Origin of the sequence: Vibrio sp. SS-MA-C1-2 (genome assembly GCF_021513135.1) — a bacterium.
In the GTDB taxonomy this organism is placed as follows: domain Bacteria; phylum Pseudomonadota; class Gammaproteobacteria; order Enterobacterales; family Vibrionaceae.
On sequence record NZ_CP090981.1, the window covers coordinates 1182273 to 1196708 of the forward strand.

Here is a 14436-nt window from a genome sequence, read left to right on the forward strand (position 1 = left end):
GTTTTTCCTATTTATTGTCTACTTAGAGATAATGATATGGCGATGTTTAATTATCGAGGCATAAAATTAATCGAGCTTGTGGCATTGAGCTTTTCACCTAAAGCCATAAAATCTTGCTCCAACTTATCTAAATCAATTGAATCGGGAAGCCGAGTCGTGATCTCGATATGAAGCTGAGGGGCAGAGTGTTCTTGATTAGATTGTTCAGTATCCGTTTTTAATGTTGAAATATCTATCGTTCTTGATGCAAGAAATTCCGTGTACTGCTGAATAATTCCAGGAGTATCGTCAAGTTGCGCTTTAATCACGGCACGATGAGATGAGTCTATCGCTGTATGTTTACTGGTACGCTTCATGACAATTAATAAGTCATGCTGCTGACCGACAAGAGGTAATGTCGCTTCTACTCTCGAAAGTGAATTATTATTGCCAGAAAGTAGCATAATTAAAGTAAATTCTGCACCAAAATTGGCTATTCGACTATCAACAATATTACAGTTGCACTCACTGATATGGTGAGTGATCTGATTTGATATTCCTTGGCGATTAGTTCCAACGGCGGTAATAACTAGATAATGTTCCATAAAATGCTCTACGAGAAACGAGATAATTTATAGTATCACAGCAAAGTAACAGTATCACTGTAGAGTTAATGACAAAATAACCAATATATTACTGAATATTGTTGTTTAAAATTAGATCTCTACTTGTTTTTACTTAAGAGCAAAAGTAACATGAGAAATCTAGTTTAAAGGAGAGTAAAGATGTTTTCAGGAAGTATTGTTGCACTGGTAACCCCATTAGATTCTTCTGGCGAAGTTGACTATGCAAGCTTAGAAAAACTTGTCGAATACCATATTGCTTCGGGCACTGATGGTATTGTAGCGATGGGAACCACAGGAGAGTCAGCAACATTAACGGTTGATGAACATGTTAAAGTCGTCATGAAGACTCTCGAATTTGCTGCTGGTCGTATTCCTGTTATTGCGGGTGCTGGCGCGAATGCAACTCACGAAGCAGTGACATTTACTAAATTATTTAATGGTACCGGCGTGGCTGGTTGTTTGAGTGTGACACCTTATTACAATAAGCCAACTCAAGAAGGTCTTTATCTTCATTTCAAAGCGATTTCTGAAGCATCAGAAGTGCCAATTATTCTTTATAATGTTCCAGGTCGAACGGCTTGTGACTTATTACCTGAAACGGCAGCTCGTTTAGCGAAATTAGATAATATTGTTGGTATCAAAGATGCGACTGCGGATTTAAGTCGAGTGGCAAAAACCCGTGAATTATGTGGCGATGACTTTGTCCAATTAACAGGTGATGATGCAACGGGTCTTGAATTTATGCGTGTCGGTGGTCATGGAACTATCTCTGTTACTGCTAATGTAGCGGCATCAGATATGGCTAAGCTTTACCAAGCTGCTCTTGAAGGTGAGTTCACTAAAGCCGAAGAGATTAACGACCGATTAATGGGACTCCATCAAGATCTGTTTATTGAAGCGAATCCAATTCCAGTTAAGTGGGCAACAAAAGAGTTAGGACTTATCACTAATGGTACGTTACGCCTTCCTTTAACACCACTGCAAGATGGTTATCATCAAACAGTGAGAGATGCCTTGAAAAAAGCCAATTTACTGTAATGCAGGAGCATTCATGAACTCTTTCTATCGAGTCGCACTTTGTCTTACCGTTGCAGGTACTCTAGCAGCCTGTTCAGGTGGTGCGGAACAGCGTCGTCAAGCAAAGCAAGATTTTAAATACATGGATACACCTAATTTAAAGCCTTTGGTTGTTCCTCAAGATGAGCCTGTTTATTTTTCAACTCATTATATGATTCCATCAGGTGAGAAAAGTGGGTTTGTTGGTAAGCAAGTTGACATTCGCCCGCCATTACAGATTTTGGAGTTAATTCCAGGTGCGCGTTCAGAAGAGCAAGATGGTGTTGTCACTATCTGGACTATTCGAGAGCAAGAGACCAATGATATCTGGAACTCGATTATTAAAGCCATTGCGAATAAGAAAATTAAGATTCGTAGTCAGTCAATCGATAAAATTGAAACCGATTGGGTTCGTTGGAATATTGAAGATGAAGATCTTGAATATGGTGTGCGCTATTTAATTGAACGTATTAATAAAGATGACCAACTAGGGTTACGTTTTAGTACGTTAGAGTGGCAGCGTAATGGTCAAGAGACCTCTGCGGATACACTTTCTAGAGATCGTTATAGTATTCAAATGGCAAATATGGTGACCTCATATTATGATACTCAACAACGTATCATTGCTCAAAAGAAAGCGGATGAGTTAATTAAACGGATCCCGATTTCATTAGGGCATGATCGTAGTGGTTTACCTGTTATTATTGCGCGTGCCCCTTATAATATTTTCTGGGCTCGCCTACCTAAATTACTTGATAATTTTGGTTTTGAGATTACCAGTCGAAATAGCTCACAAGGTATGATTGATGTTAAATATAAATCACCAGATGATGAGTTTTGGCAGGAGTTAGGGACTTCACCACTTCAATTGGATAATAATGAATATAAAATCCAGTTAGGAGATTTAGGCAACCGAACGTCATTAAATGTGACGGATAAAGATGGCAAGCCTGTAAATGAAGAGATCTTAAAGTCTTTAGCACCTATTTTATCTGCTGTTGTTGAGCGTGAAAATAGCAAAGATAAGTCAAAATAGAATTTGAGTTTATCAACGTAATCTGAATATAAAAAAACCATACTAACCACTTATCGATATTGGGTTTAGTATGGTTTTTTCTATTTTCATTCAATTTTATTGATGATCTTAACGATCGTTATTTATCACTCTTTTGCTCAGCACGTTTCTGTTCTTGTGCAAAGTTTTTCTTTCCTTGCTGGCTTAAAGCCTCTTGAGCTTGTTGTTCTGTTTGTTGTTGCTGCGCAAACTTTTCACGTCGATTTGCTTGCTCTATCTGCTGCTGTTCTAACTCTTCCGCTTCTTTTTTCTTTCGATCAATATAGCTTTGAGGAAGTTTTGGCTTCGGCGCTTTTAAAAAAGTCATCATCTGGCTAAGGATAAAACTAAATACAACTATACCGATAACCCAAGGGTTAGTTAACCATTCCATCTATTTACCTTTTTAGTTATATGTTTTATTTATATTGGATATATACCTGTCATATAGGATATCAATATTTTTGATTATTTGCGATTTCCCAGCAACATCTTCGATTGAAAATAGGGTAGTAAGTTGTTTTATATCGATATCTTGTAGTGCTTTTTTTGCGATAGGCGCATAACTGATATGCCAAGGCTCCGTCGCTACACCGCCCTTATCCTTGATATAAGGAAGGAAAAAAGGAGAATCTTGAAGATAAGAGTTTAACCATTGTGAAAAAAGAAACTGATGCCCACCAGATTGATACTCCCAAGGTTCCAATGCTAATTTTTCTCCTTCGGGCAGTAAGTTTTTGGCGTAGATATCAAAATCTGTCCCCCAATGGTGGCGACTTGCACCTGGTAGGGCTGACCAACGCATAATAGCGTGAATCAGTTCTATCTCGGATAGTGTTCTAATATCAATAGGTTGGCTTTGATTGTTAAGAACTGGACGCAGACCATTAAATTTGGCATTCCAAATGACTTTTTGTCGTTCAAATGAGCGAAAACCACTGGCAATAGCTAACTCAAATCCTGCCTCTTTTGCGGCTTGTTTTAACGCTAAGAAAGCAGGTATCACATCATGATGCAATCCAATATCTGGATCAATGTGCTGTTCAGTTTGTCCGGTTAATTCTTTAGTGGTTAATCGCTTCATTTTTGGCTACTTTTTTAAGTCGGTTATTATACCCTGCATACTTGAAGTCGCTAGGTTGTTGACTGCACTCGTTCACCCCAATCATATAATACACCTATACTCATGGGGCCTCACTCACTTGTTGCCTACTCGCAACTCCAACTATTTTAGGTATAAGCCAATGTTTTTGGATTCAAAATAAGATTACTTTAATAAGTTTTCTAACGTTTTTTGATACATTACAGTGAGTTTTTCAAGCTCAATAACCGCAACACATTCATTGACTTTATGAATCGTTGCATTGGTTGGTCCTAATTCGATAACCTGTGCCCCTGTTGTTGCGATAAAGCGACCATCAGAAGTCCCACCGGTTGTTAAAAGTTGAGGTTGTTGTTGATTAACATCATTAATGGCTTTAACCGCAGCATCAACCAGCGAGCCACTTGACGTTAAAAATGGATTGCCACTTAATGTCCATTTTAGTTGATAATCGAGTTGGTGGTTATCAAGAATTTGCTGCACTTTCTCTTTAATAAGGTCTGCCGTTACTTCCGTACTAAAGCGAAGGTTAAACTGAACGGATAACTCCCCAGGGATGACATTTGAAGCTCCTGTCCCTGCGGCAATATTTGGAATTTGAAAGCTAGTGGGTGGGAAAAATTCATTTCCCTTATCCCACTCATATTCTGCTAGTTCGGAGAGAGCTTTTAACGCGTTATGAATTGGGTTACTAGCAAGATGAGGGTAGGCTACATGCCCTTGTATTCCTTTAATGATCAAGTCACCGGTAATAGAACCTCGACGGCCATTCTTGATCACATCACCGACGACGTTTGTGCTTGATGGTTCACCGACAATACACATATCGATGATCTCATTACGCGCCATTAAAGTATCAATTACGCGAGTTGTACCATTAATAAAGGGACCTTCTTCATCTGAGGTAATAAGAAAGCTAATAGATCCTTGATGGTCTGGGTTCTCTGTGACAAAAGTTTCAACCGCAACAATCATCGCAGCCAATGAGCCTTTCATATCCGCTGCACCACGACCATAAAGAACATCATCAATAATGGTTGCTTGAAAAGGGTCAGTGTTCCAGTCTGCTAAATTACCAGCGGGAACCACATCGGTATGCCCGGCAAAGGTAAATAGGGGGCTTCAGTACCACGACGAGCCCAAAGGTTGGTGGTATCTTCAAATACCATGGTTTCAATAATAAAACCAAGTTTTTCGAGTCGTTCAATCATCATCTGTTGGCAATTAGCATCATCAGGGGTGACTGACTTTTGATTAATCAGTTGTTTAGCTAGTTGGAGTACTGGGCTATCTTGCATAAATAAATCCTTTTACTAAAAGATAAAGAGGTGGGGGTTAATGGTGATTATCCATTGAAAATTGAATTATATTGATCCGCTTTAAAGCCGACGTAATAATTGCCTTGATAAGATAATAATGGTCGCTTGATTAATGTCGGTTGTTCTAACATTAATGTTATCGCACTCTCTTTATTTAATCCTTTTTTCTGTGCATCACTCAACTGACGATAAGTTGTACTGCGTTTATTGACCAGTGTTTCCCAACCAATACTTGCCTCAAATATCGTCAATTGTTCTAACGTTAAACCCTCAACACGGTAATTATGGAGAGAATAACTATTACCGTTGTTCTCTAGCCATTTGCAAGCTTTTTTCATGGTATCGCAGGTTGATGCGCTCAATCCATAGAGGGTGATATCACTCATTTTTTCATTTTCCAAATAATATTTAATGATGAGTTATTAAATCATACTCAGATAGAATTATCAGCAGTTGTTACTGTTGTTAATGGGGAAAATTTCATTTATTAATAATATAGGGTTTAAGTCAAAGGGCTGACATTAATACCCATACAGAGTTTTATGCTAGTAGATGTGCATTGATTACTTATATTGTAGATAGAACAAAAGGGCTTCGGTTCTCGACTTTACTTTTAATTTTTTAAAGATATGCCTAAGATGTACTTTAACCGTTGTTTCACAAATAAACAGTTCCTGCCCAATTTCTCGATTATTTAGCCCTAGAGATAATGCTTCTAAAACCTCTTTTTCTCGAGAGGTTAGTTGCTGAAGTAATTCTTGAGCTGTGATCTTTTTACGATTAATCATAAAGCGACTCATTGATTGTCATTATCCCCTTCATACTTGCCGTCTACTAGTAACTCCAATAATTTTGAGTAAAAATAGACTTTCTAAATTAAGAAAAATGAAATTAAAAAATATCTGACTGCGCTGGTTTTACTGATCTACTATATCTTTATTTCTCTATCTGATTGGTTCTATTTCGCTTTAAAAGTGAGAATTTCCTATTGTTTTTCTCTTCATTTGTTATTGGTCATTAATATTTTCGAATTTACTCATAGATGTGATCTGATTTTACCGATGGTAATGTGGGCAGAACAAAGAGGTGGGGACGTGCTTTATATTTATCTTGAGGAAAAGAGAGAGAGTTTAAAAAGTGCGCCGTTAAAGTTGAGAGCGTAGTTACAGAGGATAAAAAAGCGCAGTGATGCGTGTAGCATAACTGCGTTTTTATCATCTATTTTAACCTTATTGAATCAGTGCTTTTTTCTCTAGCATTTTCTTGATGCTATCTGCACGTTTACGGTTAACCCCAAAGTCATACTTTCCTGTTCTAGACTCTGATCTTACCTCAACAGTTTTTCCTTTTTTTAATAACTCAAAGTCATCGACAAAACCGAAGACTTGGCTAGTAAAGGTAAAATGAAGATACTCATTTGAAGATGAAACTAATGTGGCATGGGGAATACTTTCTATGGCAACTGACAGTTTACGCCAGTTATCATAACTGTCTTTTTTCAAGGTTAGTGGCTCAAAGTAAAACTTTTCACGCTTATCGCTACTTGATATACAGTTGGGATCACCTTGACACTCTGATAATTGATTTTTGATATTATCACCTTTGATTTCTTGGCTTTGGCTGCTGCATCCCGTTAGCAGTACCAGCATTAAAGGGAGTAGTAAGTATCTGCTCATTGCTTCATCCTGTGCTATTTATTACCCATTATACCCTTCATACTTGAAGTTGCTAGGTTGTTGGCTACGCTCATTCGCCCCAATCATAGAGTACACCTATACTCATGAGACCTCATTCACTTGCCGCCTACTAGCCACTCCAATTACTTTGGGTATATAAAAAAGAACCCAACCCAACTTGCCAACAATAAAACCCAAGGTAACCAGTGCTGTTTCACTTCTTCTGGTTCATTGATGGTAGGAGTTTGAATATTATCTTCCGCTTTTAATTTTTGTTTTTGTTCTTTTTTCTTAAGTTTATCACGTTCTCTAGCTTTTGCTTTTTGCTGCTTTTTATAGAGATCGATCCCCTTTTGAACGCCTTGAGCAATCAGTTTTGTCTGTTCTTTAGTTTGTCCCGGCTTTTGAGTTGCTTTTGCAATATTTAAGGCTTCTGACTGTGTTTCTGGTGAACTGTTTTGCGCCATGATAGATCCAATCTTTTTTACTATAGTGATAAACTGGTGAAATATAAGAGTGAAAGCATATCTTAACACTTTTATGACCGTATCATGATTCTAACGGCTTTAGATTTCAACCGATTCTATTGATAAAGGTGATCTGGATAACTGTTGGTAGTTATTTTTAAATTTCTTTAACTTATTGTTGCTAAGGTTGTTTGTTTTATTGAATATATCGATCAATTGATACTTTTCAGCAATTATAGACCTAAAATAATGGGAATTGCTAATAAGTAGCAAGTGAGTAAGGTTTGATGAGTATCAGTGTGCTATACGATTGGGATAAACGAATGTAGGTGTTACTGTTACAAACCTAGCTTAGCAGCTTCAAGTATGAAGGGAATATGCTTTAAGTAATTAGGGTAAGGTGATTACGTGCAAAATAGTGATAATAATATAACATTATGTGGAGTTAATTATATGAATGAACAGTCAGGTATTATACCTCTCGCAAGCCCGTTTGCTCTCTATGCAACAATGAGTGTGATTAAGGATAGTAAAGCCGTTCTGCAACAGTGTCAGGCTTTAGCTGCTCAAGTGTCTACATTTAATCAACGATTTTCTGGCAGTGAGCTTTCAGCATCTGTTGCTTTTAGTCATGCTTTTTGGCAGCAATTTAATGTGGCAATGCCTGCCGAGTTAATTCCATTCCCAGCTTACGGCTCTGGAGAGATTGTTGCACCGTCGACATCTTGCGATCTGTTATTGCATGTTCACTCTGTTCGTCATGACTTGAATTTTGCTCTTTTAAAGGAATTTATCGAGCCAATTAGCGATAAAGTTAAAATAGAAGATGAGACTTATGGGTTCCGTTATTTAGATTCTCGTGATATGACGGATTTTATCGATGGGACTGAGAATCCAACGATTGAGCAACAGCGTAGAGATGTCGCATTGGTTGCTGATGGTGAGCATGCTGGTGGTAGTTATGTCATGCTACAGCGTTTTATTCATACGTTGAGTCCGTGGAGTCAAGAGAGCCAACAGCATCAAGAACAAGTGATTGGACGCACCAAAGATGATTCAGTTGAGTTAGAGGATGTTCCACCTTGTTCGCATGTTGGACGTGTTGATCTGAAAGAAGATGGCAAAGGGTTAAAAATTGTTCGTCATAGTTTGCCGTATGGTACGGTCAGTGGTGATCATGGTTTACTCTTTATTGCTTATTGTCACTCTATTCATAACTTTGATGCGATGTTAAAGAGTATGTATGGTGAAGGTGAGGATGGGCAGTGTGATCAGTTATTGAACTACACTAAAGCGGTGACAGGTAGCTATTTATTTGCTCCATCGTTGACAGTATTAGATAACTTATCAATTAAGTCATAATTTCTATCGAATGCTTATACCTAAAGTAATTGGCGTTGCTAGTAGGCGGCAAGTGAGTGAGGCTCCATGAGTATAGATTTTCTATATGATTGGGGCGAATGAATATCGCCAACAACCTAGCAACTTCAAGTAAGAAGGGTATATATGCTCATATTGTTTGAAGTATATATTGCAGCAACAGCTAAATAGCAAACATAAAAAAGCCGCAAATAAGCGGCTTTTTTGATCACTATCTAAGTTAGATTAACGATACATCGTTAGTCACTTAAGCTAGGTGATTGATTACTTTTTGATGCGGATTACTGGGCTTTCACCAACAGTTACAGCGCCAGAAAGTTTATTTAACTCTTTGATTTCATCCATATTAGAGATGACAACAGGCGTTAGTGTTGATTTTGCTTTCTCTTCAAGAACAGCAAGATCAAATTCGATAACTGTATCGCCAACTTTTACAGATTGACCTTCAGAAGCGATGCGAGTGAAACCTTCGCCTTTAAGTTCTACTGTGTCAATACCGAAGTGAACAAACAGCTCAATACCATCATCAGACTCAATAGAGAATGCGTGGTTGGTTTCGAAAATTTTACCGATTGTGCCGTTTACTGGAGCAACCATTTTGTTACCAGCAGGCTTAATAGCAATACCGTCACCAACGATTTTTTCAGCAAAAACAACATCTGGCACATCTTCAATATTTACAATTTCACCTGAAAGAGGTGCAATAATCTCAATTACGTTGCTATCGTTGCTATCGTCTGAAACCATTTTCTTCAGTTTGTCGAATAAACCCATATCTTACTCCTCAAATTTATTGTCTATATTACAAATTAGCAGTTTGTCATTTCAGCGATAAAGTTATCAACATGGGCTTCGATTTCTGCCGCTGTTGGCATCGCTAATGCTTGTTCAGCCATTAGTTTAACATCTTCGAAGTTCGCATTGCGAATAATCTTCTTAATGTGTGGAATTGAAATTGAGCTCATGCTGAATTCATCTAATCCCATACCTAATAATAAAAGAGTTGCTCTCTCATCACCAGCTAATTCGCCACACATACCAGTCCACTTGCCTTCTTTATGAGAGGCATCAATCACTTGCTTGATTACAGTTAATACTGCAGGTGATAGTGGGTTGTATAAGTGTGAAATAAGTTCATTACCACGGTCTACTGCTAGAGTATACTGTGTTAAGTCGTTAGTACCAATACTAAAGAAGTCTACTTCTTTCGCTAAGTGATGACCAATTGCCGCTGCTGCTGGTGTTTCAACCATGACACCAACTTCAATCTTTTCATCAAATGCGATATTTTCAGCACGTAATTCTGCTTTGTAAGTATCTAGCGCTGCTTTTAGTTCACGAATCTCTTCTACAGAGATGATCATCGGGAACATGATACGTAGCTTACCGTATGCAGATGCACGTAGAATTGCACGTAACTGGTCACGTAAAATTTCACGACGATCTAAACAGATACGAATTGCGCGCCATCCAAGGAATGGGTTCATTTCAGTAGGAAGATCTAAATATGGCAGATCTTTATCACCACCGATGTCCATCGTACGAACAATGACTGCTTGACCAGTCATCGCTTCAGCGACAGCTTTATAAGACTGGAACTGAATCTCTTCAGTTGGCAGGCTATCGCGATCCATAAATAGGAATTCTGTACGGTATAGACCAACACCTTCAGCACCGTTACGCTCAGCACCGTCACAATCTTTCAGTGTACCGATGTTTGAACAAACTTCTACTTGATGGCCATCAAGTGTAATGGCTGGAAGGTCTTTTAATTTTGCTAGTTCTTCTTTTTCAGCAATGAACTGATCACGAATCACTTTAACATCGGCTAACTCTTGCTCAGAAGGGTTAACGATGATTTTGTTATTGATCGCATCAAGAACGAGCATATCGCCATTCTTAACTGTTTGTGTAATGTCACCAGTACCAACAATAGCAGGTAGTTCTAATGAACGTGCCATGATTGAAGTATGCGATGTTCTACCACCAATATCAGTGATAAAGCCAAGAACGTAGTTTAGGTTAATCTGTGCAGTCTCTGATGGGGTCAGATCGTTAGCAACCAGAATAACTTCTTCATTGATTGAGCTTAAAGATACAATCTCAATCCCTAACGCATTTTTAACAACGCGGTAACCGATATCACGGATATCTGTAGCACGTTCTTTTAAGTACTCGTCATCTAGAGATTCAAGAGCAACCGCTTGTTCTTCGATGATTGCGTAAATAGCCGCATCAGCAGAAGCTTTGTTGTCTTTGATGTGAGCAATAATCTCTTCTTCTAACTCTTCATCTTCAAGCAGCATGATATGCCCTTCGAAGATAGCTTCCTTTTCTTCACCAAAAGTTTCAAGAGCTTTCTGTTTTACAACCTCTAATTGCGCAACTGATTTGCTTCGAGCGTCAATAAAACGCTGAATTTCAGTGTCAATTTGATCTGCAGAGATCGAATTTTTATTGATTACAATTTCATCTTCAGCAAGGAGTAGAGCTTTACCGAAAGCAATACCTGGGGATGCTAGAATACCTGAAGTCATAGCGATACCTTAAAGTTAATTGAACATAAAGAGTTAGATGAATATAAGCTAGATATTAAACCAGCGTATCCATTAGAGCTACTAAATGGTCAACTGCTTCTTGCTCTTGAGCGCCTTCAGCAGAGATAGTGATTTCAGTACCTTTAGTTAGACCTAAAGTTTGTAGCTTGAATAGGCTTGTTGCACTTGCACTTTTACCGTTAGAAATTACAGTGATTTTCGCGTCAAAGCTTTTTGCTTCTTTAACGAACTGTGCTGCTGGGCGAGTGTGAAGACCGTTTTCTGCTGTGATTACTACATCTTTCTGATACATATTGAACCTCAATGAAATTTACTATTAATATTTAAACTTAATTTAATCTAGCTATTAATTTTATGTATTTCTACAAAGTAGCTATACGCATAGGTACTATAATACATAATAGCGTAAAGATATTTCTTGAGATCAATTCTATCTGAAATATACCCCTCTTGTATAATGAAAAAAGGTAGTTTTATTACATTTTATTTTGCGTATTTCTATAAATAAGCCGAAAATGTGATTTGGGTCATGCTTTATTTGGTTGTATTATTTCAATTGCATAAATATGACTCAAGATATGTTGTTATCTTGAGCCATAATTTCGATTTAGATTAATAAGATTACATTATTGCTGTAATTCTTTTTCAGAAAATATATTTGCAAAAAGTGCGGTACTTAAATAACGTTCACCAGAACTCGGTAATATTGTGACAATAGTTTTACCTTTATTTTCAGGACGTGCCGCTAAACGGTTTGCCGCAACAACAGCAGCACCAGATGAGATCCCCGCCAGAATACCTTCTTCTTTCATTAAGCGTTGTGCCATTTCAATCGCTTCATCTGATGTTACCTGTTCTACACCGTCAAGCAGTGATAGATCGAGATTACCAGGAATGAATCCAGCACCGATACCTTGAATTTTATGAGGGCCAGGTGTTAATTCTTCTCCTGCTAAGGCTTGCGTAATTACGGGTGACTCTGTCGGCTCAACGGCAATGGCGCTAATCGCTTTGCCTTGCTCATTTTTAATGTATTGAGTGACACCAGAAATAGTACCACCAGTCCCCACGCCGGCAACAAAGATATCAATTTCACCATCGGTGTCTTGCCAGATCTCTGGGCCTGTAGTTTTAATATGAATTTCTGGGTTAGCAGGGTTATTGAACTGTTGAAGAAGCAGGTATTTACTTGGATCCGATGCGACAATTTCTTCGGCTGTAGCAATGGCCCCTTTCATTCCTTTTGCACCTTCAGTTAAAACAAGGTTTGCACCAAGAGCTGCAAGTAGCTTTCGACGCTCTAGGCTCATAGTATCAGGCATTGTTAATGTTAGCTTATAGCCTCTCGCCGCGGCAACGTAGGCTAGAGCAATACCTGTATTTCCGCTGGTTGGTTCAACAATTTCTATATCTGAGTTTAATTTACCTGACTTTTCTGCATCCCAAATTAGATTGGCACCAATACGACACTTCACACTAAAGCTTGGGTTTCTTGCTTCGACTTTAGCTAAAACATTTCCATTGCTGACATGATTTAAACGGACTAATGGGGTATGACCAATCGTGTAGGAGTTATCATCATAAATGCGACTCATTTTTTCAATTCCTTTTTATTCATACTGATAGAGTTATAGCTTAGTTCTATTCTGCAAAGAGTAAAACATCTAAAACGTTATATCTTATATCTAAAGTCATTGACGTTACGAGTTGGTGACAAGTGAGTAGAACCCCAATGGTTAGCGGTGTACTATACCCTTCATCCTTGAAGTCGCTAGGTTGTTGGCTGCATTCGTTCGCCCTAATCATATAGTACATTTATACTCATGGGGCCTCACTCACTTGCCGCCTACTAGCAACTTCAATTATTTTGGGTGTATATGATTATACCTGATGAATACAGATAACAATTTAGCGTCTTCAGGTCAGAAGGGGATTTATTTAAATTTAACAAAAACTAAGAGTATGTTGAATTATAGTTTGTCGATGATGAGTCTTAATGCAGTCACAATTCTGAATAGATTGACTAATAAAGGGAGGTACAAACTGACTCTTTGAGCCAGTTTGCTTTAAGATTGTTTTTTGAAGTCTTTATTTATCAAGAAAACTAATTTAATGAAGGTTATAAAACGCGATGTCGAAACTTATCTACCCACATTGCTGTTGCACCACACACCGCAATTGGCATGATAATTAAGTTTACAAATGGAATCATTGCAAACAACATCGTCAAACTGCCAAAGCTAATTGAAGTCCCTTTCTGTTCTCTTAACGCTTTACGCATGTTATGGAAAGGAACTTTATGGTTATCGAATGGATAGTCACTGTATTGAATTGACATCATCCAAGCACTAAACAAGAACCACAGTACGGGACCAATCGTCTGACCTATGCCTGGGATCCATAATAAAATCAATAAGCCTAGAGCTTTCGGTAAGTAATACCAAAGTTTTTGCCATTCACGACGAAATACACGAGGTATATCTTTGATTAATGCACCCATTGAAGTATCCGGAGCTTGTTCTCCGGTTAAGCGAGATTCAAGGTATTCCGATAGCAGACCATTGAAAGGGGCGGCAACCCAATTCGCTACCATGCTAAAGAAGTAAGAAAAGGTCACCAAAATAGAAATGGTAATAAGTGGCCATAAAAGATAAGAAAGCCACTCCATCCATGTTGGTAGATACGAAAGCCAATAGTCAATCCACCCTCCAAGTTGCGTCAATAGAAAGCCAAAAGCAGCACCGAAAAGGAGAAAATTGATCAATAGCGGGATTAAAATAAATCGCCTCACTCCAGGTTGCAAAGCAAGTTTGAACCCTTGCAGTAGGTACCCAGCTCCACTTGCTGGTTCTGTGATTAATTTTGCTCTCTTCATAGGGTTCTCGTTATTGAAAATTATTTTGCGATATTACTGTTTTGTTATAGCCAATTGCAAATTGATTTCTAAATGGAGTTAAAATTTATGATAGATTAGATCGTAGTTAAGTTAAAAATAGGTAAAAAAATCAAATTTGTTAAAAATAATAGAAAACAACAGCTAATATAAGACAGATTTTGCTTTAAAATTTGATACATTGATAGTATGTACCTAAAATAAAAGGGTATAAAAATAGATTTATAAAAGTCGCTGTTAGCAATCAAATTTAAATTCTCTTCATTTAAAGAGCATTACAGTACTAAAAATGGATTGTTAACAATGGAAATTAATTTACCCCTGTT

At 37.9% G+C, this 14436-nt stretch carries 15 protein-coding genes and 1 pseudogene; 3 read left to right on the forward strand and 13 right to left on the reverse strand.

Annotation, left to right across the window (positions count from 1 at the left end; translation table 11 throughout):
* Positions 1-50: 50 nt before the first annotated feature.
* Entirely contained in the window at positions 51-584 is a 534-nt protein-coding gene (locus L0B53_RS10005) for a glycine cleavage system protein R (protein WP_235061900.1), read from the reverse strand.
* 180 nt (positions 585-764) lie between these two features.
* On the opposite strand from L0B53_RS10005, the gene dapA reads away from it, so the two are divergent.
* A complete protein-coding gene (dapA, locus tag L0B53_RS10010; protein WP_235061901.1) occupies positions 765-1643 on the forward strand; it encodes a 4-hydroxy-tetrahydrodipicolinate synthase in 879 nt (292 codons plus the stop codon).
* A gap of 13 nt (positions 1644-1656) precedes the next feature.
* On the forward strand, positions 1657-2697 hold the full coding sequence (bamC, locus tag L0B53_RS10015; protein ID WP_235061902.1) for an outer membrane protein assembly factor BamC: 1041 nt from the start codon (positions 1657-1659) through the stop codon (positions 2695-2697).
* A gap of 118 nt (positions 2698-2815) precedes the next feature.
* Here the strand turns inward: bamC and L0B53_RS10020 are convergent, their stop codons facing one another.
* The 7 genes and pseudogenes from L0B53_RS10020 to L0B53_RS10050 form a co-directional block, all read right to left on the reverse strand.
* Positions 2816-3109: a DUF2897 family protein gene (locus tag L0B53_RS10020; protein ID WP_235061903.1), complete on the reverse strand. Its 294-nt coding sequence runs from the start codon at positions 3107-3109 to the stop codon at positions 2816-2818.
* A 12-nt stretch (positions 3110-3121) separates the two neighbouring features.
* Complete coding sequence (locus tag L0B53_RS10025) at positions 3122-3799, reverse strand: M15 family metallopeptidase (RefSeq protein WP_235061904.1); 678 nt, start codon at positions 3797-3799, stop codon at positions 3122-3124.
* A 183-nt stretch (positions 3800-3982) separates the two neighbouring features.
* A pseudogene (dapE, locus tag L0B53_RS10030) lies at positions 3983-5115 on the reverse strand (succinyl-diaminopimelate desuccinylase).
* A gap of 47 nt (positions 5116-5162) precedes the next feature.
* Complete coding sequence (locus tag L0B53_RS10035) at positions 5163-5522, reverse strand: arsenate reductase (RefSeq protein ID WP_235061905.1); 360 nt, start codon at positions 5520-5522, stop codon at positions 5163-5165.
* A gap of 177 nt (positions 5523-5699) precedes the next feature.
* Positions 5700-5924 (reverse strand): response regulator transcription factor, encoded by a 225-nt coding sequence (locus L0B53_RS10040; RefSeq protein ID WP_235061906.1) that lies wholly within the window; start codon positions 5922-5924, stop codon positions 5700-5702.
* A gap of 441 nt (positions 5925-6365) precedes the next feature.
* Positions 6366-6812, reverse strand: a complete 447-nt coding sequence (locus L0B53_RS10045) for a DUF1499 domain-containing protein (RefSeq protein WP_235061907.1) — start codon at positions 6810-6812, stop codon at positions 6366-6368.
* A 143-nt stretch (positions 6813-6955) separates the two neighbouring features.
* The gene (locus L0B53_RS10050) at positions 6956-7279 is read right to left on the reverse strand and encodes a DUF2956 domain-containing protein (protein ID WP_235061908.1); all 324 of its coding nucleotides are present in this window, start codon (positions 7277-7279) and stop codon (positions 6956-6958) included.
* 453 nt (positions 7280-7732) lie between these two features.
* On the opposite strand from L0B53_RS10050, the gene L0B53_RS10055 reads away from it, so the two are divergent.
* Positions 7733-8641, forward strand: coding sequence for a Dyp-type peroxidase (locus tag L0B53_RS10055; protein WP_235061909.1), 909 nt, complete (start codon positions 7733-7735; stop codon positions 8639-8641).
* A gap of 282 nt (positions 8642-8923) precedes the next feature.
* On the opposite strand, the gene crr is transcribed toward L0B53_RS10055, so the two are convergent.
* The 5 genes from crr to cysZ form a co-directional block, all read right to left on the reverse strand.
* A complete protein-coding gene (gene crr, locus L0B53_RS10060) occupies positions 8924-9433 on the reverse strand; it encodes a PTS glucose transporter subunit IIA (protein ID WP_235061910.1) in 510 nt (169 codons plus the stop codon).
* 35 nt (positions 9434-9468) lie between these two features.
* Entirely contained in the window at positions 9469-11196 is a 1728-nt protein-coding gene (gene ptsI, locus L0B53_RS10065; RefSeq protein WP_235061911.1) for a phosphoenolpyruvate-protein phosphotransferase PtsI, read from the reverse strand.
* Between the two features lie 55 nt (positions 11197-11251).
* Positions 11252-11509 (reverse strand): HPr family phosphocarrier protein, encoded by a 258-nt coding sequence (locus tag L0B53_RS10070; RefSeq protein ID WP_235061912.1) that lies wholly within the window; start codon positions 11507-11509, stop codon positions 11252-11254.
* A gap of 334 nt (positions 11510-11843) precedes the next feature.
* Entirely contained in the window at positions 11844-12812 is a 969-nt protein-coding gene (cysK, locus tag L0B53_RS10075; protein ID WP_235061913.1) for a cysteine synthase A, read from the reverse strand.
* Between the two features lie 524 nt (positions 12813-13336).
* Positions 13337-14092, reverse strand: a complete 756-nt coding sequence (gene cysZ / locus L0B53_RS10080) for a sulfate transporter CysZ (RefSeq protein WP_235061914.1) — start codon at positions 14090-14092, stop codon at positions 13337-13339.
* Between the last annotated feature and the right edge of the window lie 344 nt (positions 14093-14436).

Excerpts from the sequence above, each read along its gene's own strand:
- L0B53_RS10070 (WP_235061912.1), bottom strand. The coding sequence starts at position 11,509 with ATGTATCAGAAAGATGTAGTAATCACAGCAGAAAACGGTCTTCACACT.
- cysK (WP_235061913.1), bottom strand. The coding sequence starts at position 12,812 with ATGAGTCGCATTTATGATGATAACTCCTACACGATTGGTCATACCCCA.
- L0B53_RS10035 (WP_235061905.1), bottom strand. The coding sequence starts at position 5,522 with ATGAGTGATATCACCCTCTATGGATTGAGCGCATCAACCTGCGATACC.
- bamC (WP_235061902.1), top strand. The coding sequence starts at position 1,657 with ATGAACTCTTTCTATCGAGTCGCACTTTGTCTTACCGTTGCAGGTACT.
- cysZ (WP_235061914.1), bottom strand. The coding sequence starts at position 14,092 with ATGAAGAGAGCAAAATTAATCACAGAACCAGCAAGTGGAGCTGGGTAC.
- dapA (WP_235061901.1), top strand. The coding sequence starts at position 765 with ATGTTTTCAGGAAGTATTGTTGCACTGGTAACCCCATTAGATTCTTCT.
- L0B53_RS10055 (WP_235061909.1), top strand. The coding sequence starts at position 7,733 with ATGAATGAACAGTCAGGTATTATACCTCTCGCAAGCCCGTTTGCTCTC.
- crr (WP_235061910.1), bottom strand. The coding sequence starts at position 9,433 with ATGGGTTTATTCGACAAACTGAAGAAAATGGTTTCAGACGATAGCAAC.
- L0B53_RS10045 (WP_235061907.1), bottom strand. The coding sequence starts at position 6,812 with ATGAGCAGATACTTACTACTCCCTTTAATGCTGGTACTGCTAACGGGA.
- L0B53_RS10005 (WP_235061900.1), bottom strand. The coding sequence starts at position 584 with ATGGAACATTATCTAGTTATTACCGCCGTTGGAACTAATCGCCAAGGA.
- L0B53_RS10050 (WP_235061908.1), bottom strand. The coding sequence starts at position 7,279 with ATGGCGCAAAACAGTTCACCAGAAACACAGTCAGAAGCCTTAAATATT.
- L0B53_RS10025 (WP_235061904.1), bottom strand. The coding sequence starts at position 3,799 with ATGAAGCGATTAACCACTAAAGAATTAACCGGACAAACTGAACAGCAC.
- L0B53_RS10040 (WP_235061906.1), bottom strand. The coding sequence starts at position 5,924 with ATGATTAATCGTAAAAAGATCACAGCTCAAGAATTACTTCAGCAACTA.
- L0B53_RS10020 (WP_235061903.1), bottom strand. The coding sequence starts at position 3,109 with ATGGAATGGTTAACTAACCCTTGGGTTATCGGTATAGTTGTATTTAGT.
- ptsI (WP_235061911.1), bottom strand. The coding sequence starts at position 11,196 with ATGACTTCAGGTATTCTAGCATCCCCAGGTATTGCTTTCGGTAAAGCT.